General features: G+C 72.4%; 19 protein-coding genes. 11 read left to right on the plus strand and 8 right to left on the minus strand.

The features are described from left to right. Window positions 1-39 precede the first annotated feature (39 nt). Window positions 40-1,323, plus strand: coding sequence for a citrate synthase (locus tag ACQP2H_RS13210; RefSeq protein ID WP_219461036.1), 1,284 nt, complete (start codon window positions 40-42; stop codon window positions 1,321-1,323). 83 nt (window positions 1,324-1,406) lie between these two features. Here ACQP2H_RS13210 and ACQP2H_RS13215 read toward each other — a convergent pair whose 3' ends face one another. Next, on the minus strand, window positions 1,407-2,813 hold the full coding sequence (locus ACQP2H_RS13215) for a glycosyltransferase family 4 protein (RefSeq protein WP_357533836.1): 1,407 nt from the start codon (window positions 2,811-2,813) through the stop codon (window positions 1,407-1,409). Between the two features lie 325 nt (window positions 2,814-3,138). On the opposite strand from ACQP2H_RS13215, the gene glgX reads away from it, so the two are divergent. Genes glgX through treZ form a run of 3 tightly spaced genes read left to right on the plus strand, consistent with a single transcriptional unit; the run spans window position 3,139 to window position 9,333 of the window. After that, complete coding sequence (glgX, locus tag ACQP2H_RS13220) at window positions 3,139-5,259, plus strand: glycogen debranching protein GlgX (protein ID WP_219461039.1); 2,121 nt, start codon at window positions 3,139-3,141, stop codon at window positions 5,257-5,259. A gap of 1 nt (window position 5,260) precedes the next feature. Beyond that, window positions 5,261-7,603: a malto-oligosyltrehalose synthase gene (gene treY / locus ACQP2H_RS13225; protein ID WP_357533831.1), complete on the plus strand. Its 2,343-nt coding sequence runs from the start codon at window positions 5,261-5,263 to the stop codon at window positions 7,601-7,603. Then, window positions 7,600-9,333: a malto-oligosyltrehalose trehalohydrolase gene (treZ, locus tag ACQP2H_RS13230; protein WP_219461048.1), complete on the plus strand. Its 1,734-nt coding sequence runs from the start codon at window positions 7,600-7,602 to the stop codon at window positions 9,331-9,333. Before treY ends, treZ begins: the two co-directional genes overlap by 4 nt. A 346-nt stretch (window positions 9,334-9,679) precedes the next feature. Here treZ and ACQP2H_RS13235 read toward each other — a convergent pair whose 3' ends face one another. Beyond that, on the minus strand, window positions 9,680-9,916 hold the full coding sequence (locus ACQP2H_RS13235; protein WP_219461053.1) for a winged helix-turn-helix domain-containing protein: 237 nt from the start codon (window positions 9,914-9,916) through the stop codon (window positions 9,680-9,682). 314 nt (window positions 9,917-10,230) lie between these two features. On the opposite strand from ACQP2H_RS13235, the gene ACQP2H_RS13240 reads away from it, so the two are divergent. Further along, the gene (locus tag ACQP2H_RS13240) at window positions 10,231-11,412 is read left to right on the plus strand and encodes a helix-turn-helix domain-containing protein (protein ID WP_433232999.1); all 1,182 of its coding nucleotides are present in this window, start codon (window positions 10,231-10,233) and stop codon (window positions 11,410-11,412) included. A 193-nt stretch (window positions 11,413-11,605) separates the two neighbouring features. On the opposite strand, the gene ACQP2H_RS13245 is transcribed toward ACQP2H_RS13240, so the two are convergent. Beyond that, entirely contained in the window at window positions 11,606-13,243 is a 1,638-nt protein-coding gene (locus ACQP2H_RS13245) for a cellulose-binding domain-containing protein (RefSeq protein WP_433233001.1), read from the minus strand. A gap of 242 nt (window positions 13,244-13,485) precedes the next feature. Between ACQP2H_RS13245 and ACQP2H_RS13250 the strand changes: the two genes are divergently transcribed. From ACQP2H_RS13250 to ACQP2H_RS13270, 5 genes are all read left to right on the plus strand, one after another. Further along, entirely contained in the window at window positions 13,486-14,412 is a 927-nt protein-coding gene (locus ACQP2H_RS13250) for a hypothetical protein (protein ID WP_433233003.1), read from the plus strand. Then, window positions 14,409-14,867 carry an ABA4-like family protein gene (locus tag ACQP2H_RS13255; protein WP_433233005.1) on the plus strand — a complete coding sequence of 153 codons (459 nt, stop codon included), beginning with the start codon at window positions 14,409-14,411 and terminating at the stop codon, window positions 14,865-14,867. Before ACQP2H_RS13250 ends, ACQP2H_RS13255 begins: the two co-directional genes overlap by 4 nt. A 52-nt stretch (window positions 14,868-14,919) precedes the next feature. Further along, window positions 14,920-16,173 carry a sensor histidine kinase gene (locus ACQP2H_RS13260; protein ID WP_433233007.1) on the plus strand — a complete coding sequence of 418 codons (1,254 nt, stop codon included), beginning with the start codon at window positions 14,920-14,922 and terminating at the stop codon, window positions 16,171-16,173. Continuing rightward, a complete protein-coding gene (locus ACQP2H_RS13265; protein WP_219461069.1) occupies window positions 16,170-16,796 on the plus strand; it encodes a response regulator transcription factor in 627 nt (208 codons plus the stop codon). Before ACQP2H_RS13260 ends, ACQP2H_RS13265 begins: the two co-directional genes overlap by 4 nt. Before the next feature lie 138 nt (window positions 16,797-16,934). Continuing rightward, the gene (locus tag ACQP2H_RS13270) at window positions 16,935-18,506 is read left to right on the plus strand and encodes a pentapeptide repeat-containing protein (RefSeq protein ID WP_433233009.1); all 1,572 of its coding nucleotides are present in this window, start codon (window positions 16,935-16,937) and stop codon (window positions 18,504-18,506) included. 44 nt (window positions 18,507-18,550) lie between these two features. Here the strand turns inward: ACQP2H_RS13270 and ACQP2H_RS13275 are convergent, their stop codons facing one another. From ACQP2H_RS13275 to ACQP2H_RS13290, 4 genes are all read right to left on the minus strand, one after another. Further along, window positions 18,551-18,706: a hypothetical protein gene (locus tag ACQP2H_RS13275; protein WP_219461075.1), complete on the minus strand. Its 156-nt coding sequence runs from the start codon at window positions 18,704-18,706 to the stop codon at window positions 18,551-18,553. Further along, window positions 18,703-18,924 carry a helix-turn-helix domain-containing protein gene (locus ACQP2H_RS13280; RefSeq protein WP_208566316.1) on the minus strand — a complete coding sequence of 74 codons (222 nt, stop codon included), beginning with the start codon at window positions 18,922-18,924 and terminating at the stop codon, window positions 18,703-18,705. The genes ACQP2H_RS13275 and ACQP2H_RS13280 overlap by 4 nt, the downstream gene beginning before the upstream one ends. Next, a complete protein-coding gene (locus ACQP2H_RS13285) occupies window positions 18,924-19,403 on the minus strand; it encodes a DUF2975 domain-containing protein (RefSeq protein WP_219461077.1) in 480 nt (159 codons plus the stop codon). The genes ACQP2H_RS13280 and ACQP2H_RS13285 overlap by 1 nt, the downstream gene beginning before the upstream one ends. 68 nt (window positions 19,404-19,471) lie before the next feature. Next, a complete protein-coding gene (locus ACQP2H_RS13290; RefSeq protein WP_208566314.1) occupies window positions 19,472-20,950 on the minus strand; it encodes a glutamate--cysteine ligase in 1,479 nt (492 codons plus the stop codon). Window positions 20,951-21,113: 163 nt separating this feature from the next. On the opposite strand from ACQP2H_RS13290, the gene ACQP2H_RS13295 reads away from it, so the two are divergent. Next, window positions 21,114-21,449, plus strand: a complete 336-nt coding sequence (locus ACQP2H_RS13295; protein ID WP_357533820.1) for a DUF3817 domain-containing protein — start codon at window positions 21,114-21,116, stop codon at window positions 21,447-21,449. A 141-nt stretch (window positions 21,450-21,590) separates the two neighbouring features. On the opposite strand, the gene ACQP2H_RS13300 is transcribed toward ACQP2H_RS13295, so the two are convergent. Further along, complete coding sequence (locus ACQP2H_RS13300; RefSeq protein WP_363819453.1) at window positions 21,591-22,133, minus strand: hypothetical protein; 543 nt, start codon at window positions 22,131-22,133, stop codon at window positions 21,591-21,593. Between the last annotated feature and the right edge of the window lie 132 nt (window positions 22,134-22,265).

The following is a 22,265-nucleotide window of genomic DNA, read 5'->3' on the forward strand; positions in this document are numbered from 1 at the left end:
GCAATTCAACGAAGATTCGCCGGCGAAGCGAGGAACCACATGACGGAAGTCAAGCTCGACCACCCCGGTGGGCAGCTTTCGATGCCGGTGCAGGGCGCGGTCGAGGGCCCTGCGGGCATCGGGGTCAGTAAGTTGCTCAAGGAAACCGGGATGACAACATACGACCCCGGTTTCGTGAACACCGCATCCTGTTCTTCCGCGATCACCTACATCGACGGTGACGCGGGCATCCTGCGGTACCGCGGCTACCCGATCGATCAGCTGGCCGAGAAGTCCTCCTTCCTGGAGGTCTCCTACCTGCTCATCTACGGTGAGCTGCCGACCCAGCAGCAGCTGGGCGAATTCAGCGAGCGGATCCGGCGGCACTCCCTGCTGCACGAGGAGATGCGCCGGTTCTTCGACGGCTTCCCCCGGGACGCCCACCCGATGGCCGTGCTGTCCTCGGCGGTCAGCGCCATCTCCACCTTCTACCAGGACAGCCTGGACCCGTTCGACTCCGAGCACGTGGAGATGTCCACGGTCCGGCTGATGGCGAAGGTCCCCACCATCGCCTCGTACGCCTACAAGAAGTCCATCGGTCAGCCGCTGCTGTACCCGGACAACTCCCTGGGTTACGTGGAGAACTTCCTGCGGATGAACTTCGGCGTGCCCGCCGAGCCGTACGAGGTCGACCCGGTGGTGGCGCGGGTGTTGGACATGCTGTTCGTCCTGCACGCCGACCACGAGCAGAACTGCTCGACCTCCACCGTCCGGCTGGTCGGCTCCAGCAACGCCAACCTCTTCGCCTCGGTCTCGGCCGGGGTGAACGCCCTGTTCGGTCCGCTGCACGGCGGGGCGAACCAGGCCGTGCTGGAGATGCTGGAGAAGATCGAGGCCGACGGCGGTGACGTCGCGTCCTTCGTCCGCAAGGTCAAGGACAAGCAGGACGGCGTCAAGCTGATGGGCTTCGGGCACCGGGTCTACAAGAACTACGACCCCCGGGCCGCCATCGTCAAGAAGGCCGCCCAGGACGTGCTCGGCCGGATGGCCAAGCCGGACCCGCTGCTGGACATCGCGATGCAGCTGGAGGAGATCGCGCTCGCCGACGACTTCTTCGTGTCCCGCCGGCTCTACCCGAACGTGGACTTCTACACCGGGTTGATCTACAAGGCGATGGGCTTCCCGACCAAGATGTTCACGGTGCTGTTCGCGCTGGGCCGGCTGCCCGGCTGGATCGCCCAGTGGCGCGAGATGATCAGCGACCCGGAGACCAAGATCGGCCGGCCCCGGCAGGTCTACACGGGTGCGCCCGAGCGGGAGTTCACCGCGATCTCGCAGCGCTGACCCCGGTCACGACGAAGGCCGCCGACCCCGCTGGGGGTCGGCGGCCTTCGCGTACGGGAGACCGGGCGTCGGGGCCCGGTGGATCAGCGCAGGCCGGCGGCGACGAGCAGGTTGCCCGCCGGGATCGGGGCGGTGACCCGGCCGGTGGCCATCCGCTGCTCGGCCCGCTGCGCGGTGAACGCGGCGTCCCCGGCGATCGCCGAGGCGTACGCCGTCGCGGTGCGGGCGGCGATCGCCGACCAGCCGTACTGCTCGTGGACCATGGCGCGGGCCCGGCGGGCGAGCACCCGGGCGCGTTCCCGGTCCGACAGCAGCGCGTGCACGGCCTCGGTGAGGTCGGCCGGGTCCTCCGGGGCGAAGGTCATCCCGGTCACCCCCGGCTCGACGATCTCGGCCAGCCCGCCGGTCTCGGCGACCGCGAGCGGTGCGCCGGCCGCCGCGCCCTCCAGGGCGACCATCCCGAACGGCTCGTAGATGCTGGGCACCGCGAAACAGTCCGAGGCGGCCATCACGGCCGGCAGGTCGGTGCCGCCGAGGAAACCGGGCATGGCGACCGTGCCGCCCAACCCGAGCCGGCGCACCTCGGCCTCCAGCTCCGCCTTGTACGGCCCGTCGCCGACGATCACCGCGCGCAGGCCGGGGTGCCGCTCGCGCAGCCGGGGCAGGCCGGCGAGGAGGTGCTGGACGCCCTTCTCGTAGACCAGCCGGCCGGCGAAGGTGACCAGCGGCCCGTCCCCGGCGAACCGGGCGCGGGCCGCGGTGACCGCCGAGGTCGGCACCTTCCAGCGGTGCGGCTCGACCCCGTTGGGGACCACGTCGACCCGGGCGGTCGGAACGTCGAACAGCGCGCCCACCTCGTCGCGCATGTACCGGGAGCAGACGATGACCCGACCCGACTCGGCGGCCAGCCACTGCTCGACGCCGTGGATGGTCCGGTTCATCTCCCCCGGCAGCCAGCCCTGGTGCCGGCCGGCCTCGGTGGCGTGGATGGTGGTCACCAGCGGCACGTCCAGGTGGGCGCGCAACGTCATGGCGGTGTGCGCGACCAGCCAGTCGTGGGCGTGGATCACGTCGTACGCGCCGGACTCGGTGGCCCGCAGGGCGGCCCGGGTCAGGGTGTGGTTGAACGCCATCGTCCAGGCCAGCAGCGAGTCGGTGGCCAGCGGGAAGGTGACCGGGTCCTCGGCGGCCCGGACGATCCGCACGCCGTCGGCGTACTCCTCCAGCGCCGCGCCCTCGGTGTGCCGGGTGACGACGGTGACCTCGTGCCCGGCGGCGGCCAGGGCCACCGACAGGGCGTGCACGTGCCGGCCGAGCCCGCCCACCAGCACCGGCGGATACTCCCAGGAGAGCATCAGGATGCGCCGGGTGCGCGGGGGCACGCCGGAGCCGCCGCCCTGCTGGGGGAGCTGGGGCCGGAAGGTGGGGGTGGGCCGGCGGGTCCGGTCCACAGCGGTCGCGAGCTGGTCGCTGACCCGCAGGGTGGTCACATCAATCTCCGTCCATGCGCACGCGATCACGCCGGCAGCGGTGACGGCGGGAGGGGGCGGTGGTGGGGGTGGCCGAGGGCCGAGTGGCGACGTGCCCGCGCGGGCGCGTCGCGTCTAGCAAAGGGCATCGGGCGGCTCGGCGCATCTCGAAAGGGCCTATCGTGACGGACGACACCTGACGGTGGGTGATCCCTCGGACGGGTGGAAATCGGGTGCCGTCCGAACGGGTGGATTGGCCGACCCGGCCACGGGGCATCAGTGGCGTGCGCATCGGCCGGTCCCCGACTCGGCAGGTGTGCTCATGATCATGGGCCGAAGGAGCGACATGCAGGTCTGGCCGGGTGAGCGTTATCCCCTGGGCGCCACCTACGACGGGATGGGCACCAACTTCGCGATCTTCTCGGAGGTCGCCGAGAAGATCGAGTTGTGCCTGTTCGACGAGTGGGACACCGGCGCGGAGCGCCGGGTCGAGCTGCGTGAGGTCGACGCGTACGTCTGGCACGCGTACATCCCCGGGATCGAGCCGGGCCAGCGGTACGGCTACCGGGTCCACGGCCCGTACGACCCCGCCAACGGTGTCCGGTGCAACCCGCACAAGCTGCTGCTCGACCCGTACGCCAAGGCGGTCGACGGGGAGGTCAGCTGGGACCCGGCGGTCTACGACTACGAGCTGGGCGGTGACCCGGACCGGATGTCGCAGACCGACTCGGCCCCGTTCATGCCCAAGTCGGTGGTGGTGAACCCGTACTTCGACTGGGGCAACGACCGGCCGCCGCGCATCCCCTACCACCACTCGGTGATCTACGAGGCACACGTGCGCGGGCTCACCATGCGTCACCCCGGCATCCCGGAGGAGCTGCGCGGCACCTACGCGGCGATCGCCTCCCCGGTGATGATCGACTACTTCCGGCAGCTCGGGGTGACCGCCATCGAGCTGATGCCGGTGCACGAGTTCGTGCACGACCACCGGCTGGCCGACCTCGGCATGCGCAACTACTGGGGTTACAACAGCATCGGCTTCTTCGCCCCGCACCACGGCTACTCCGCGCTGGGCCGCCTCGGCCAGCAGGTGCAGGAGTTCCGGGGCATGGTCAAGGCGCTGCACGCCGCCGGCATCGAGGTCATCCTCGACGTGGTCTACAACCACACCGCCGAGGGCAACCACCTGGGCCCGACGTTGAGCTTCAAGGGCGTCGACGCCCCCAGCTACTACCGGTTGTCCGAAGAGGACCGCCGGTACTTCGTCGACTACACCGGCACCGGCAACAGCCTCAACGTGCGCAGCCCGCACTCCCTCCAGCTGATCATGGATTCGCTGCGCTACTGGGTGACCGAGATGCACGTCGACGGGTTCCGCTTCGACCTCGCCGCCACCCTGGCCCGCGAGTTCTACGAAGTCGACCGGCTGTCCACGTTCTTCGAGGTGGTGCAGCAGGACCCGGTGGTCAGCCAGGTGAAGCTGATCGCCGAGCCGTGGGACGTCGGCCCCGGCGGCTACCAGGTCGGCAACTTCCCGCCACTGTGGACGGAGTGGAACGGCAAGTACCGCGACACGGTCCGCGACTTCTGGCGCGGCGAGCCGGCCACCCTGGCCGAGTTCGCCTCCCGCATCTCCGGCTCGGCCGACCTCTACCAGGACGACGGCCGCCGCCCCTTCCACAGCATCAACTTCGTCACCTGCCACGACGGGTTCACCCTCAACGACCTGGTGTCGTACAACGACAAGCACAACGAGGCCAACGGTGAGGAAAACCGCGACGGCGAGGGCCACAACCGGTCCTGGAACTGCGGCGTCGAGGGGGAGACCGACGACGCCGGCATCACCGCACTGCGGGCCCGGCAGCGCCGCAACTTCCTCGCCACCCTGATGCTCTCCCAGGGCGTGCCGATGCTCGGCCACGGCGACGAGCTGGGCCGTACCCAGCACGGCAACAACAACGCCTACTGCCAGGACAGCGAGCTGGCCTGGGTGGACTGGGAGCACGCCGACGACGACCTGCTGGCCTTCGTCCGGCGGCTCACCGACTTCCGCAACCGGCACCAGGTGTTCCGTCGCCGCCGGTTCTTCACCGGCCTGCCGGTGGGTGGCCGCAACGCCGAGGCGGGGCTGCCGGACCTGGCCTGGTACACCCCCGACGGCCGGGAGATGACCGGTGAGGACTGGGGCAACGACTTCGGCCGGTCGGTGGCCCTGTTCGTCAACGGCGACGGCATCCCCGAGCGCGGCCAGTACGGCCAGCGGCACCGGGACTCCTCGTTCCTGCTCTGCTTCAACGCCCACGACGCGCCGCTGGACTTCACCCTGCCCGGTGCGGAGTTCGGGCAGCGCTGGGAGTTGGTGATCAGCACCGCGGAACCGGATCCGGAGAAGCCGACGGTGGTCGAGGCGGGCGGCGCGGTCTGCGTGCCGGACCGTTCCCTGGTGGTCCTGGAGAGGACGGTCTGACATGCCCGCTCAGCCCGCACCCGACTCGACGGCGACGGTCGGGTCGACGTACCGCGTCCAGGTCCGACCCGGGTTCGACCTGGACACCACCGCCGGGCTGGCCGACTGGCTCGCCGACCTGGGCGTCACCCACCTCTACACCGCACCGCTGCTCACCGCGACCCCCGGCTCCGCGCACGGCTACGACGTGGTCGACCACCGCGCGGTCAACCCGGAGCTGGGCGGGGAAGCCGGCCGGCAACGGCTGGTCCGGGCGTTGCGGGCGGCCGGGCTGGGCCTGGTCGTCGACATCGTGCCCAACCACGCCGGGGTTGCCCAGCCGGCCGCCAACCCGGCCTGGTGGGACGTGCTGCGCCGGGGCCGGGACTCGGCCTACGCCGACTGGTTCGACGTCGACTGGGAGCGGGGGCGGCTGCTGCTGCCGGTGCTCGCCGACAGCCCCGACGCGACCGACGACCTCAAGCTGGTCGACGGGGAACTGCGCTACCACGAGCACCGGTTCCCGATCGCCGACGGCACCGCCGACGGCAGCCCCCGCGACGTGCACGACCGGCAGCACTACGAGCTGGTCTCCTGGCGGCGTGGCGACGCCGAGCTGACGTACCGCCGGTTCTTCGCCGTGTCCGACCTGGCCGGGCTGCGGGTGGAGGACCCGGCGGTCTTCGACGCCACCCACGCCGAGGTGCTGCGCTGGGTGGCCGCCGGTGAGGTCGACGGCATCCGCGTCGACCACCCCGACGGCCTGCGCGACCCGGCCGGCTACCTGACCCGGTTGCGGGCCGCCGCCCCGCACGCCTGGCTGGTGGTGGAGAAGATCCTGGAGTACGGCGAGGAGCTACCGGACTGGCCGGTCGACGGCACCACCGGCTACGACGCGCTCGCTGCGGTCTGCGGGCTGTTCGTCGACGGGCGGGCCGAGGGCGACTTCACCGCCCTCGACGCCCGGCTCACCGGCCGGCACACCTCGTGGCAGGACCTCACCCACACCACCAAGCTGGAAGCCGCCACCCGGCTGCTCGCCGCCGAGTTGGGCCGGCTCGCCGCGCTCGCCCCCGACCTCGACCGGGACGCCACCCGGGCGGCCCTGGCGGAGTTGGCCGCCTGCTTCCCGGTCTACCGGGGCTACCCGCCGCACGGGGCCCGGCACCTGGCCGCCGCCCGCGCCGAGGCGGGCCGCCGCCGGCCCGATCTCACCGCCACCCTCGACGCGGTGACCGCGCTGCTGCGCCGTCCCGAGCACGAGCTGGCCGCCCGGTTCCCGCAGCTCACCGGTGCGGTGATGGCCAAGGGGGTGGAGGACACCGCCTACTACCGGTGGAGCCGGTTCGTCGCGTTGAACGAGGTCGGTGGCTCGCCGGCCCACTTCGGGGTGCCGCCGGCGGAGTTCCACCGGTTCGCCGCCGCCCGGCAGGTCCGCTGGCCCACCAGCATGACCACGCTGTCCACCCACGACACCAAGCGCGGCGAGGACGTCCGGGCCCGGCTGGCCGTGCTCGCCGAGCTGCCGGCCCGTTGGGCGGAGCAGGTCGGTGACTGGATGGCCCGTGCGCCGCTGGCCGATCCGGCCTTCGCCCACCTGCTGTGGCAGACCGCCGTGGGTGCCTGGCCGATCGACCGGGAGCGGCTGCACGCGTACGTGGAGAAGGCCGCCCGGGAGGCGTCGACCTCCACCAGCTGGGCCGACCCCGACCCGACCTTCGAACACGACCTGCACGCCCTGGTCGACCGGCTGTACGACGACCCGCTGCTGCACGACGAGGTCAGCGCGTTCGCCGCCGAGCTGACCCCGGCCGGCTGGTCCAACGCGCTCGGCCAGAAGCTGGTCCAGCTCGCCATGCCGGGGGTGCCCGACACCTACCAGGGCACCGAGTTGTGGGAGAACTCGCTGGTCGACCCGGACAACCGCCGCCCGGTCGACTTCGCCGTACGCCGGGAGCTGCTGGCCCGGCTCGACGCCGGCTGGCAACCGGCGGTGGCCGCCGACGGCGCGGCCAAGCTGCTGGTGGTCTCCCGCACGCTGCGGCTGCGCCGTGACCACCCGGAGCTGTTCGCCGGCTACCGGCCGGTGGCCGCGCACGGGCCGGCCGCCGCCCACGTGGTCGCCTTCGACCGGGGTGGTGTGATCGCGGTGGCGACCCGGCTGCCGGTGGGGCTGGCCCGCGACGGCGGCTGGCGTGACACCCGCCTGTCGATGCCCGGCAACAGTGTTACCGACGTGTTCACCGGACGGGTCTACAGTGGTTCTGAGCTGCTCCTTCATGATCTGCTGAGCACCTACCCCGTCGCGCTCCTCGCGCCCACCGCCCTGCTGGCTCCCACCGACCCCGTGGAGGCTGCCGCATGACCGAGTTCACCGTCTGGGCGCCCGACGTCGCCCGGGTCCGGCTGCACCTGCCCGGCGTCGCCGACCGCGACATGCGGGCGGGGCCGGACGGCTGGTGGCGGGTCGAGGTGCCCGCCGCCGGCCCCGGCACCGACTACGCGTTCCTGCTCGACGACGACGACACCCCGCTGCCCGACCCCCGGTCGGCCTGGCAGCCGACCGGGGTGCACGGACCGAGCCGACGCTACGACCACGCCGCCTTCGCCTGGACCGACCAGGGCTGGCCCGGCCGGCAACTGCCCGGCAGCATCCTCTACGAGCTGCACGTCGGCACGTTCACCCCGGAGGGCACCTTCGACGCGGCGATCGACCGCCTCGACCACCTGGTCGACCTCGGCGTCGACCTGATCGAGTTGCTGCCGGTGAACGCCTTCAACGGCGAACACAACTGGGGCTACGACGGGGTGTGCTGGTTTGCCCCGCACCAACCCTACGGCGGGCCGGACGGGCTGAAACGCCTGGTCGACGCCGCCCACGCCAGGGGGCTGGGGGTGATCCTCGACGTCGTCTACAACCATTTCGGGCCCTCCGGGGCCTACGCGCCGAGGTTCGCGCCCTACCTGACCGAGCAGGACAACTCCTGGGGACGCACGGTCAACCTGGACGGCCCGCACTCCGACGGGGTGCGCCGCTACATCGTCGACTCGGTGCTGATGTGGCTGCGCGACTACCACGTCGACGGCCTGCGGCTGGACGCCGTGCACGCGATGCCCGACTCCCGCGCGGTGCACGTCCTGGAGCAGGTGGCGGTCGAGGTGGAGGCGCTCGCCACCCACCTGGGCCGGCCGCTGTCGCTGATCGCCGAGTCCGACCTCAACGACCCCCGGCTGATCACCGCCCGGGAGGCGGGCGGCTACGGCCTGCACGCGCAGTGGAACGACGACGCCCACCACGCCCTGCACACCCTGCTCACCGGGGAGCGGCAGGGCTACTACGGCGACTTCGGCTCGCTGGAGTGCCTGACCGACGTGCTGACCGGGGCGTTCTTCCACGCCGGCACCTGGTCCAGCTTCCGCAACCGCAGCCACGGCCGGCCGGTGGACCGGCACGCCACCCCCGGGCACCGGTTCGTGGCGTACCTGCAGAACCACGACCAGATCGGCAACCGGGCCACCGGCGACCGGATCTCCGCCGGCCTGTCGCCCGCGCTGCTGCGGGTCGGGGCGATGCTGCTGCTGACCGCGCCGTTCACCCCGATGCTGTTCATGGGGGAGGAGTGGGCGGCCAGCACGCCGTGGCAGTTCTTCACCAGCCATCCGGAGCCGGAGCTGGCGGCGGCGGTCGCGACCGGCCGGCGGCGCGAGTTCGCCGCGCACGGCTGGCCGCCGGGCGACGTGCCCGACCCGCAGGACCCGCAGACCTTCCTGCGTTCCCGGCTCGACTGGGCCGAGCTGGACAAGCCCGAACACCGCGAGATGTACGACTTCTACCGGCGGCTGATCGCGCTGCGCAAGGCCCGCCCCGACCTGTCCGACCCCCGCCTGCACCAGGTGGAGGTACGCCACGGCGACGAGTTCCTGGTGGTCCGCCGGGGCGGATGCCTGGTGGTGGCGAACCTCGCCGGTCGACGCCAGCGGATCACCCTGCCCGGGGTGGCACGCCGGGTGCTGCTCACCACCGGAGAGGGCGTCACGGTGATGCGCGACCGGGTGGAGCTGCCGGCGGAGACCGCCGCGATCGTGGCTCTCTGAGCGCCGCGCCCGGCTGTGCCACGGCTGGCTGTGCGCGGCAGCGGTCGTGGCCCGGGGTCATCTGCGCGGGCCCGCGCGTTTCTCGGGTGACACGGGCGGTGCGGCGGGTAGCGGCGGGCCGCTGCTGCCCGCTGCTGCCCGCGGCAGCATCGGGGATCGCGAGGGTGCATGTCCCCGCGAGGGGTCGTCACGCTGGGTCACGGGTGCGGCGGGAGCCAGTGTGCGCGCAGAGCAGTATGCCTGTCCGTCATATTTATGCCTGTGTGTCATAAGCCCGATCGGACCATGACACTCCAGACCCGACCTCGCGCCGCCCGCTGACGGGCGACGAGCATCAGCCCGCAGCTCAGGACTCCTCGAACAGCTTCCCGGTCACGTAAGTGCCCTTGCCCTGGCGTCCCTGAAGCTCGCCGGTGATCTGGAGATGTTCGATCGCCCGCCGCACCGTGCCGATGGAGCAGTCGTACCTCTCGGCAAGTTCAGGCAGCGACGGGAGTTTGTCGCCTTTCTTGAGCTGCCCCGAGGCGATCGACGTCCGGATGTCGTTGATGACCATCCGGAAGGTCGGGACGTAGCCACTCATGGAATTCAGTAGATCAGTCGGCCCAGCTAGCCATGTCCAGTATGTATTTTGTTTCAACACTGCTTACACTGTCTACTCTGCTAGTAGAGTTGGACCCCGGTCAGTGATGAAGAGGGGTGTCATGCCGAGACGAAAGTGGTACCAGCATCCGGTCTATTCGGTTCAGGACGATCCGTCCCCTCCAAGGAACCGGGGTGAGCGGATTGATGCAGCTGAGCGGGAGGCGGCTCGGTGTCGCCTGCTCGCGCAGGCCGAGGCGGAGCGGGTACCCGTGGAGGACACGACGCGCGCCGTGCCGGATCGGCGGTGGCGGCGTGGGCTCTGAGGAACTGCCGGTCGGACGGCGGGTGGCGCGCTGGCGGGTACGGCGGCGGATGACCCAACAGATGCTTGCCGACCGGCTCGGCAAGTCGAAGAGCTGGGTGGACAAGGTCGAACGCGGGGTCCGCACGTTGGACAGGTACTCGGTCATCCAGGAGATCGCCGAGGTGCTGCGGGTCGATCCGGCGGTGCTGCTCGGCACCCGGCTGCCGTCGGCGGGCGGGACCGGCGTGGACGGGGTGGACGGGCTGCGCGCCGCCCTCGCCCGTTACGACGTCACGGTCGGGGTGGTGTCACCGGCGGAACTGCGGCGGCATGTCGGGCACGCCTGGTTGACCTATCAGCACGCGCACTACGCGCAGGTGCTGCGGGCACTGCCGGGGTTGCTCGACGCGGCCCGCAGCCGGCACGCGACCGCCCCGGAGGGCGCGGCGGAGGCGCTGGTGCAGACGTACCGGATCGCCTCGGCGGTGCTGGTGAAGCTCGGCGAGGCCGACCTCGGGTGGTTGGCCGCCGACCGGGCGGTGGCCGTGGCCGGCGACGACCCGGTACTGGCGGGTACGGCGGCGGTCGCGGTGGGGCAGGCGTTGCGGGCCCTGGGCCGTGGCCGGTTGGCGCTCGCGGTGGCCGTGGCCGCCGCGCGTCGCGTCGCCCCGAGGCCGGTACGCGACGTCCCGGCGGGCCGGCAGGCGCTCTGCGGGACGCTGCTGCTCCAGGCCGCCCTTGCCGCCGCCGAGCACGGCGACACCCACCGGGCCGACGAGCTGATCGACCTGACTGCCGGGATCGCCACCCGGGCCGGGAGCGGTGACGATCCGCACCGGATCTGCTTCGGGCCGGTCGCCGTCGAGCTGGCCCGGGTGGTGGCGGCGATCGAAGTGGGCGACGGTGGGGAGGCTGTCTACCGGCACGAGCAGGTGGTCCGTCGGGAGGGGTGGCAGCTGCTGCCGGCCGAGTACCGGGCCGCCTACCTGGTCGACGCCGCGCGGGCGTACCTCCAGGTCGGTGACCTGTTCGGGGCCGGTCGGGTGCTCGTCGACGCGGACGGCATCGCGCCGGCCGAGGTGCGCTGCCGGCCGGCGGCGCGTGCGGTGATCGCCGAGATCGCCCGGGGCCGGCCTACTGTGGCCGGTGTCGCGCGACTGGCCACGCTGGTCGGCCTCACGACCCGGTGACCGGTCGCCCTCCGCCTGCCCCGCCCGCCTGCCCCGCCCGGCCTGGTCCGCCGCCTCCGCCTGCCCGGCTTGCGGCCCGCCCTTGGCCGTCGCCGCCGACGGGCCGCCGGCCGTGTCGGCCGTGCCGACCGGGCTGCCCGTGGTGGTGGCCCGGCCGGTCGGACCGGCCGGGCCACCACCCGCAGGCCGGCGGCTACAGGGTGACCTGCCGGCCGCCGAGGGTCACCACGAGCCGCCCGTCGGAGGCGAAGGACCAACCGATCGCCCCGGTGTACGACGCGCAGCGGGAGCCGTTGGCGCCGTTCCAGAACTGGTTGGAGCTGTCGGCGTTGCCGACGATCTTGTCGTTCGAGCCGCTGCCGCTGCGGCACGAGGTGTTGCTCCGGAACACCGAGCTGCCACCGTCGAACGAGAAGTTGCGCTCGGTGTTGTCGATGCTCAGGTTGTTCGAGATCGACATCGAGCCGAGGTTGCGGTTGTAGGTGAACCCGTGCTTGCCGTTGCGGAAGGCGATGGTCCGCCGCACGACGTGGTTGACCGCGATGTCCTCGCCGCCGAGCTTGAAGCCGTTGCGGTCACCGTTGCCGTTCTGGGTGCCGTTGCTGAGCGTCCCGTTGTTGTAGGCCAGGGAGTCCTCGATGGTCACCACGCCGATGGCTCCGGTGTCGGTCTTGGTGTAGAGGTCCCACCCGTCGTCGATGTTGTTGTGGGACACCGCGTACCGGAAGACGTTGCCGTTGCCGACGGTGAGCTTGGCGGCGAAGCCGTCGGCGTCCTCCCCGTCGGAGTCGGCGTTGTCGTGCGACTCGGCGCTGAGCACCAGGTTGTTGGCCGGCCACTGGTCGCGCGGGGTGCTGGAGGCGATCCGGGAGAGCTGTAGCCCGCTGTCGCGGTTGAAGCGGGTCACCGTACGTTCGATGATGTTGTTGCTGCCGCCCACGAAGATCCCGTTGTCGCCGGCCCGCTCGACGACGATGCCCTGGACGTGCCAGTACGACCCGTTCAGCGCGAGCCCTCGGTTGGCCGGGTCCTCGCTCATCGCCGAGAAGTTCAGCACCGGCTTCTCGCCCGGGTAGGCGAACAGCTTCTTGCGGGCGCTGGCGGTGCCGTTGTTGCCCGGTTCGATGGTCACGGTCTGCGCCAGATTGTACGTCCCGGCGCGGACATAGATCGTCCCGCCGGCGGTGACCCGGGTGATGGCCGAGGCGAGCGTGGTCGGGTTCGTCTGGGTGCCGGCCGCACCGGCGCTGCCGTTCGGTGCCACGTACAGCGTGCTGCCCGACGGCGGGGGTGTCGTGGGCGGTGGGGTGGTCGGCGGCGGCGTGGTCGGCGGGGGCGTCGTGGGTGGGGGTGTGGTGGGCGGGGGTGTCGTCGGGGGCGCACTGGTGGGGGTGCCGGTGGTGGGGGTGACGCCGCCGGTGCAGGCCACCCCGTTGACCGCGAAGTTCGTCGGGACCGGGTTGCTGCCGGTCCAGGTGCCGTTGAAACCGAACGAGACCGTGCCGTTGGTGGCGACCGCCCCGTTGTAACCGGCGTTCGCCGCGCTGACCGTGCTGCCGCTCTGGCTGAACGTGGCGTTCCACCCCTGGTCGACGCGCTGCCCGGCACCGAACGTCCAGGTGGTCGTCCAGGCGCTGAGCGGGTCGCCCAGATTGGTGAGGTTGACGCTCGCGGTGAAACCGCCGGACCACTGGGTGGACACCGTGTAGTCGATCCGGCAACCGGCGGCGGCCTGGGCGGCGTTCGCGGTGATCACGACTCCGGTCGCGGTGAGCGTCGTCGCCGCCACTGCGGACATCCACAGTGCCGTCCGACGCTGTCGGTAGATCATGGTCTTCTCCTGGGGGTTGGGGTACGAAGCCCGCCCTGCCCCGGGGCCGCTCCGGGAGGTGGTGGGTCGGCGCGTCAGTCGAGGTAAGCGCTTTCCAAGGTACTGAGCATCGTCTATGCCGTCAATCCGCCCGTCCGCCCCGGCACCCCTCCACCCTGGGGAGGAGGCGGCCTCCGACCGGGGGCCGTGACCGGGGCTTCCGGTCGGGCGCGGCCGGGCCGGCGGCCGGCGAGGCTCGACACATGACTGAACTGATGTCCCGGGCGGCCGGCCGGCACCGCCCCCTGATGGTGCTCAGCGTGGCGGCGGCAGTGCTCGCCGTCGTCACCGCCGTCGGTGTGGTCGTCGACGGGCGGGTGCTCACCGGCGTGCCGATCTGGCTCAAGCCGTTCAAGTTCTCGGTGTCCTTCGCGCTCTACGCCGCCACCCTCGCCTGGATGCTGGCGCAACTGCCGCGCCGCAGCCGGATCGCGGAGTGGTCGGCCGGCGTGGTGGTGGCGACGGCCCTGGTCGAGATGGTGGTGATCGTCGGGCAGGTGCTGCGCGGCACGACCAGCCACTACAACCAGACCACCCCGCTCAACGCCGCCCTCTGGCAGGTGATGGGAATAGCGATCATGGTGTTGTTCGCCGCGCACCTGATCGTCGCGGTGGTGCTGCTGGTACGGCGGCCCACCGACCGGGCCACCACCTGGGCGGTGGCTCTGGGGCTCGGCCTGTCCGCGCTGGGGATGCTGGCGGCGTTCCCGATGGTGGCCCAGGACCGGGCCGGGCCGGACGGGATCGCCGGGGCGCACAGCGTGGGCGTGCCGGACGGCGGGCCGGGCCTGCCGATCGTCGGGTGGAGCACCACCGGGGGCGACCTGCGGATCGGGCACTTCGTGGGGCTGCACGCCATGCAGGCGCTACCGATCCTGGCCTACCTGCTGCGCCGCTACCTGGGTCACTGGCTCGACGAGCGGAGCCGGGTCCGGCTGCTGGTCGTCGCGGGGGCCGGGTACGGCGTACTCACCGTGCTGCTGACCTGGCAGGCGCTGCGCGGGCAGCCGCTGCTGCGGCCGGACCTGGCCACCCTCACCGCGCTGGCCGCCCTGGCTGCGGCGACCACGGTCGCCGCGGTGGCGGTGGTGGCCCGGCGACGTCGCCCGGAACTGGCGCTGGCCGCGTGACCGCCACCTGGTTCACGCTGACCTTCGCGCTGGCCGCACCGTTCTGGGCGCTGATGATCCTGCTGCCGGGCTGGTCGTGGACCATCCGGATCGTCCGGTCGCCGTTGATCGTCCTGCCGGTCCTGGTGATCTACGCGGTGCTGGTGCTCCCGGCGCTCGGCGCGGTGCTCCCGGTGGTGACCTCGCCGACCCTGACCGGGGTACGGGACCTGTTCGGCACCGACGTCGGCGCGGCGGCAGCCTGGGCGCACCTGATCGGGTTCGACCTGTTCGTCGGCCGGTGGGCGTGGCTCGACAGCCGGGACCGTGCCGTGCCGGCGCTGGTCATGGCCCCGGTGCTGGTGGCGACGATCCTGCTGGGACCCCTCGGCCTGGCCGGTTACCTGGTGCTGCGGACCCGCTGGGCCCACCCGAGTGGGGCAGCTGCCGCTCCCACCTCCCGATCCGTAGGCTGACCCCGTGGGTTGGGTCGGGCGACTGTTCGACGCACGGGACACTCTCGTGCGGATGCTGCTGCTCGATCTCAGTGGCCTCGGTTACCTCGTCTTCGGCACGCAGGCCGGTAAGCCGCCCACCGACGCCCAGTGGGCGCTGGCGGTGGTCGCGTTCGCCGTCGCGTTGCTCGCACACCGCCGGCCCCTGGTGAACCTGACGGTGCAGACCGGACTGCTGGTGGTCGCGGTCGTGGCCCTCGACGACACCACCATCAACCAGGTCGGGGCCAGCTGGGCGCTGCTCGAACTGACCATGCGGTCCCGTCGGCCGCGTACCGGTTGGCTGGCCGCCGGCGGGCTGGCCGTGGTCACGGCGTTCGGCCCGTCCCCGTCGGGTCACGGGGCCCGGGGCATCGTCGGGACGGTGTTCGGGGTGCTGGTCTACGTCGGGCTGCCGCTGCTGGTCGGCACGGTGGTGCGTACCAACCGCGAACTCGCCCGGCAGGCCGAGGAACGGCTCCGGGCGGAACAGTTGCGACGCGAGTCGGACAACAGGGCGGCGCGCGCCGACGAACGCAGCGCCATCGCCCGCGAGCTGCACGACGTGGTCGCGCACCATGTGGCGTCGATGGTGCTGCGTGTCGGTGTCGCCCGGCACGTCCTGACCGACCTCGGCCCCGGGGTGAGCGCGGTCTTCGACGACGTGCACGCGACCGGGACGGCGGCGTTGGCCGACCTGCGGGGGCTGGTCGCGGTGCTGCGTGATCCCGACGTGGCGCACGGGGACGCGGCACTGATCTCGATCGAGCCGGCGGCGTTGCCGACCGCGCTCGGCGCGGCGATCGACCGGGCCCGGCAGGCCGGGGTGACGGTGGAGGCGGAGGTCGATCCGGCGGTGGGCGCACTCGACGCGGTACGCGGGCTGGCGGTGCTCCGGTTGACCCAGGAGGCTCTGACGAACGTGGTGAAGCACGCCGGCACGTCCACGCGGGCACGGCTGTCGGTGTCGGTCGTCGAGGACGCCGTCCACTGGGAGGTGTCCGACGACGGTCGGGGCTGGGCTCCGGCGGCGGTGCCGCCCGGTGGTGGACACGGTCTCACCGGCATGCGGGAACGCGTGGAGGTCCTCGGTGGGCGGTTGGACGCCGGGCCGGCCGGCACCGGCTGGCGGGTCCGGACCGTGCTGCCTGCCGGTGCGTCCCCCACCGGGGCGTCGCCCGGTGCCGGTGCGTCGCCGGCCGGTGCGGGGACGCCTCGGGCCGGGTGGGCCGGCCCGGCGTCCCCGCCGCCCGGTTCCGCCGGGCCGTACGCGGCGGGGCCGGCGTGATCCGGGTGCTGCTGGTCGACGACCAGCACCTCATCCGTGCGGGCCTGCGCATGCTCTGCGAGGCACAACCCGACATCGAGGTCGTCGGGGAGGCCGACAACGGCCGCGACGCGGTCACCCTGGCCGCCCGGCTCGTCCCCGACGTCGTGGTGATGGACCTGCGGATGCCCGGTGTCGACGGGATCACCGCGACCGGGCGCATCCTCGCCGACCGGCCCGGCACCCGGGTGCTGGTGTTGACGACGTTCGGCGACGACGACCATCTCTATCCCGCCCTGACCGCCGGTGCCTGCGGGTTCCTGCTCAAGGACGCCCCGCCTGCCGACCTGGTCGACGGGGTCCGGCGGGCCGCCGCCGGAGCCAGCCCGTTCAGCGAAGAGGTGTTGCAGCGGTTGGTCGGTCGGGCGGTGCGGGCCCGCGTGCAGCCGCGCACACCGGTGACGGGCCTGACCGCCCGCGAGCGGGACGTCCTCGACCTGGTGGCCGAGGGGCTGTCCAACACCGAGATCGCCGACCGGCTGCACATCGGCGTGACCACCGTCAAGACCCACATCACCAGTCTGATGACCAAGACGGACAGCCCGAACCGGGTTCGCCTGGCGCTGTTCGCCCGAGGCGGCTGACCGGGCCCACCGGGGGCGGCTGACCGGGCCCACCGGGGGCGGCTGACCGGGCCGCCCGGCTGGGGTGGCTGTCGGTCGGCCCGGCTATCCTGCGCGACGCCGGGGGCGTCCCCGGCGAGGGCTCGGGTGGGAGGTCGGGTGACGGTCGGGGAGTCGGACTCGGTGGCGTTCCAGGTAGCCGTCCGCGCGGTGGCGCAGGAGACCGGCGCGGGCCGGATCGTCGCCCTGCGTGGCCTCGGCGAACTGGTGTCCGGCTGCCCCGGGCTGCGACCCCGGGCGGTCGCGGCTCTCGCCGACGGGCTGCGGGCACCGGTGGGGGCCGACGGGTGGGACGCCGACGCCCGGCGGGAGGCGGGCCGGGTGCTGGCCGCGCTGTTGCGCCCGGCGGCGGAAGCCCCGGCCGGGCCGGCGGACCCGACCGCCGATCCGGAACCGCCGCCCGCCGTCGACCTCGACCTGCGGGGGGCCACCCTGGTCGACCTCGACCTCTCCTGCGCGGTGCTGGGCGCGGCCCGGTTCGCCGACGCCCGGTTCCTCGGGACCACCTCGTTCTCCGACGTCCGGTTCACCGGCGACGCCGACTTCGCCCGCACCGTCTGGCCCGGCCCGGCCCGCTTCACCCGGGCCCGGTTCCTCGGCCACGCCGCATTCGGTCGGGCCCGGTTCCGCGCCGACGCCGACTTCACCGGGGCCCGGTTCGCCGCGTTCGCCTGGTTCGGCCGGGGCGAGGACGAGCTGTGGGAGGACGACCCGGCCTGGGAGACCATCGAGGAGACCTCCCCGGCACCCTGGGACGAGCCGAACGAGGACGACCCGCACTGGCCCGTCGCCGTGCTGATGGGTGACTACCAGGAGTGGAGCGAGGGCGGCGACGGTGCCCGGTTCGTCGGGCCGGTGTCGTTCCGGCAGGCCAGCTTCGCCGGTCCGGCCTGGTTCTTCAAGGCGCGGTTCGGGGCCGCCGCGACGTTCCGACGGGCCCGGTTCGGTGGGCCGGTCCACCTCGACCAGCCCAGCGTGGACCTCACCGGCGCGACCTGGGCCGGTACGGCCGACGACGGGCCGGTGTGCTGGCCGCTCGGCTGGACGCCGGCACCGGCCGGGCCGGACGGGGCGCAGTTGGTGCCCGACGACGCCGTCCGCCCGTATTCGGGTCAGCTCGCCGACGCCGACCCGGACGTGCGCCGGGCGGGGCTGGCGGTCCTCGCCGACCTGGGTGACGCCCGGCCGGAGCTGCGGCAGCGGGTGGTGGACGCGGTCTGCGGCTACCTGCGTACCCCGCTGTCGTTCGACCTGGCCGGGCCCCGCACCGACGGGCAGGCCGCCGAGCTGGAGCTGCGGCGCACCGCGCAACGGATGCTCGCGGCGCGGCTGCGTCCGTCGACGCCCGCCCCGGGCGAGCCGCCGCACTGGCCGGGAACGGACCTCATGCTCTGCGGGGCCACCCTGGTCGACCTCGACCTCGGCGGTTGCCACGTCGGCCACGCCGATTTCACCGGCGCCCAGTTCCACGGCGACACCGGGTTCGTGGGGAGCGTCTTCACCGGGGCGACCTTCCGGCTCGGCGGCGGCGACGGGCAGGCGACGTTCCACGGTCCCGTCAGCTTCGCCGGGGCACGCCTCGACCGCCGACGCGGTGTGCGCGAGGTCCTCGGCGCCGTGGCGGGTCACGCCGGGATGGTGGTCGACGAGACGGCGTCTCCCCCGGCGTGAGCGCCACCGCGCGGCGCCCTTGAACGACCCGGCCCCGGCGGGCGCTACCGCAGGACCCGTACGCCGATGGCGATCGCGCCGATGACCAGCAGGCCGCCCAGGAACTGGAGCCCGGGGGAGTCGTCGGACTCGCCGAGTACGACGCCGGCCACCCCGACGGCCAGGAGCACGACGGCGACGAGGGCGGACAGGTACCTCACGGCGTCGGCTCCTCGTCGTCGACGAATTCGAGCAGGTCGCCCGGCTGGCAGTCGAGCACCCGGCAGATCGCCTCCAGCGTGCTGAACCGCACCGCCTTGGCCCGGCCGTTCTTCAGCACGGCCACGTTGGCCGGGGTCAGCCCGACCCGCTCGGCGAACTCGCCGACGCTCATCTTGCGTCTGGCCAGTTGCACGTCGATGCGGACGACGATGGGCATCAGATCACCGCCTCCAGGTCGGTGCGCAGTGCGGTGGCCTGCCGCAGCAGCGCCCGCATCACCACCATCAGCAGCCCGAGCACGGTGACGCCGACCGACAGGAGGAACAGCAGCATCGGCAGCCCGGGGTCGTCGGCGTGGAACCCGACATAGCCGAAGACGGCCACCAGCACCAGCCAGCCGGCGGCGACGGCCCAGACGATGGCGTCCACCCAGGCCAGTGCCGACTCACTGAAGATCCGGTCGTTTCTGACCAGGGTGAGCAGCCGCCAGGTGGCGACGATCACCACCTGTACGCAGAGCACCCAGAACACCGTCACGGCGGTGGCCGGCCAGCGCAGGTAGGCCTGCTCGGGTGCTTCGCGCGCCAGGTGGGCGAACTGGCCGGGCAGCGACATGGTCTGGAACAGCACCAGCACCGCGAACAGGACCACGAGGAAGCCTCTGAGGGCGGTGACCGCCCAACGCGCTGTCGTCATATATCGACTATCGCTCGTAAGCTATCGAAAGTCAATCGACTCGGCGGGTGGGCGGTGACCCGACACCGTCAGGGGACCGGCCACTCGTGGACCGGCTGGTTGCTGTGCATCAGCTCGACGTAGTGGCGGACCACCTCCCGCAACGCCTCCGGCCGGTCGAGATGGTCGGCGGACTCCAACCGGTGCAACGTCGCCACCTGCCAGCTCGCGCCGTTGCGTCCGGTCAGGCAGCGCTGCTCGATGATGCCGAGCAGCCGGTCACGTTCGGCCGGATCCACCCCCCAGCCGTCCAACCCTTGGTGCGCCAACGGCAGCAGCCGGCGCAGCACCAGCTCGGTCGCCGGCAGATAGCCCAGACCCGGCCAGTAGACCTGCGCGTCGATGCCGTGCCGGGCCCCGCTGGTGAAGTTCTCCTCCGCCGCGCTGAACGACATCTGCGACCACAGTGGCCGGTCCGACTCGGCCAGCGCCCGGACCAGCCCGAAGTAGAACGCGCCGTTGGCGATGGTGTCCACCACCGTCGGCCCGGCCGGCAGCACCCGGTTCTCCACCCGCAGGTGCGGGCGGCCCTTCCACACGTCGTACACCGGCCGGTTCCAGCGGTAGATGGTGCCGTTGTGCAACCGCAGCTCGGCCAGCCTCGGCACCCCACCGGCAGCCAGCGTCTGCGCCGGGTCCTCCGGGTCGCAGACCGGCAACAGCGCCGGGAAGTAGCGCACGTTCTCCTCGAACAGGTCGAAGACGCTGTTGATCCAGCGCTCACCGAACCAGACCCGTGGGCGTACCCCCTGGGCCTTGATCTCCTCCGAGCGGGTGTCGGTCGCCTGCTGGAACAGCGGCACCCGGGTCTCCCGCCACAGCTCCCGGCCGAAGAACAGCGGGGAGTTCGCGCCCAGCGCCACCTGGATCCCGGCGACCGCCTGGGCGGCGTTCCAGTAGGCGGCGAAGTCGACCGGGCTGACCTGCAGGTGGAACTGGGTGCTCGTGCAGGCCGCCTCCGGGGTGATGGTGTCGGCGGTGGTCGCCAACCGCTCCACCCCGCTGATCGCGATCCGCAGGTCCTCCCCACGGGCGGCGAAGATCTGCTCGTTGAGCAGTGCGTAGCGCGGATTCGCCGACAGCGCCCCGGCGGTCAGGTGCCCCGGCTCCAGGGTCGGCAGGATGCCGATCATCACCATGTGGGCGTCGACCGTGCGGGCCTTCTCCTCGGCGGCGTTCAGGCTGGCCCGCACGTGAGACTCGAACTCGGCCGTGCCGGTGCCGACGAGTCGTCGGGGCGCCACGTTGATCTCCACGTTGAACTGGCCCAGCTCGGTCTGGAAACTGGGATCGGCGACGGCGGCCAGCACGTCGGCGTTGCGCATCGTCGGCCGGGAGTCGTCGTCGACCAGGTTCAGCTCGATCTCCAGGCCGGTCATCGGCCGCTCGACGTCGAACCGGGACTCCCGCAGCATCTCGGCGAAGACGTCCAGACACCGGCGGACCTTCTCCCGGTAGCGGGCCCGGTCCTCCCGGCTGAACGTGCGCGCTCCGACTTCCTCACCCATGGCCACCCGCCCTGTCACCGTTGGTCCTGTCAACCTCGCACGTCCCGGACGGACCGGGAAGACCCGAAGGACCCCCTACGTACCCACCGGGGACCCGGGTGATCCCCGTCGCCCCCCGGTCGTCACGCGCCGGCCGCCGACGGCGGCTGGCTACCATGACCCGATGCGCGAGAAGGTGACCCGGTTGTTCGTGGCGGCGGCGATCGCCGAGGCGTGCTCCTGGCTGGCCCTGCTGGTCGGCATGGCGGTCAAGTACGGCCCGCCGGGCAACGAGATCGGCGTCAAGGTCTTCGGGCCGATCCACGGCGCGCTCTTCGTCGCGTACGGCCTCCTGGTGCTCGCCGTCGCCCGGCTGCACCGGTGGTCCCTCGGGGTCACCGTCGTCGCCCTGGTCTGCGCGGTGCCGCCGTTGGCCACCCTGTTCTTCGAACGCTGGGCCGCCCGCCGGGGCCTGCTGCGGGCCACCGGGGAGCAGCGCCCGTTGACCCCCGTCGGCTGACCGCCCCGCGTGCGCGCCCGGCGGGGACACCCCGCGACGGGCCGACGCCGGGAGTCGACCGGGCCGGAACCCACCCACCCACGACCGGGCCGCCCGTCCGGGCCCGGCCGTCGGGGCGGGTGACGATCGGACGGGTCGCCGTCAGGTGAGGACCACGGCGGCGGCGACCAGCAGCACCAGCACCGCCCCCAGCACCGCCTGGATCAGCAGCGGCGGGCCCAGGTGGCTCCACACCGTGGCGGTACGCGGGGTGAGCAGCTGACCGGTGGTCAGGTTGACGATCCGTTCGATGCGCGGCGGCAGGTCGACGTCCTGCGGCCGCAGGGTCAGCTGCACCCAGTCGGACGGGTGCACCGCGCTCTGCGGCAGGTGCCCGTGCAACTCCACCTCATAGAGCAGACCCTTGTCGTCGCGCACCCGCAGCGGTGTGACCAGGAACTCCGGACCCTTTTTCAGGTCCTTCCAGGTGCGGCGCGCGCCCCCGCCGGCCCGGGAGAGGGCGGTCCGCACCAGCAGCACCAGCAGACCCGCCACGCTCGCCGCGGTCAGCACCGCCACCAGCACCGGCTGGCCGATCCTGACCTCGCGGGGGTAGCCGTCCATGAACCGGACCACCCGCCCGGTGAGTATCCGCTGGGTGGGGCGTACCACCCGATTTCGGAGATCGCTGTCCATGTTCACCACCGAGAGTCCCTTCCCGTTCACTGATGGTATCCAGCAAACGGGTCGAACGACGTGAATGAACCGGAGAGTCACGACACGGACGACGGTGGGTGAGGCGCTTCGGCTGGTGGTCGGGCCGAGGTGACATCCCGG

Origin of the sequence: Micromonospora sp. CA-248260 (genome assembly GCF_050942205.1) — a bacterium.
Taxonomy (GTDB): Bacteria; Actinomycetota; Actinomycetes; order Mycobacteriales; family Micromonosporaceae; genus Micromonospora; species Micromonospora antibiotica.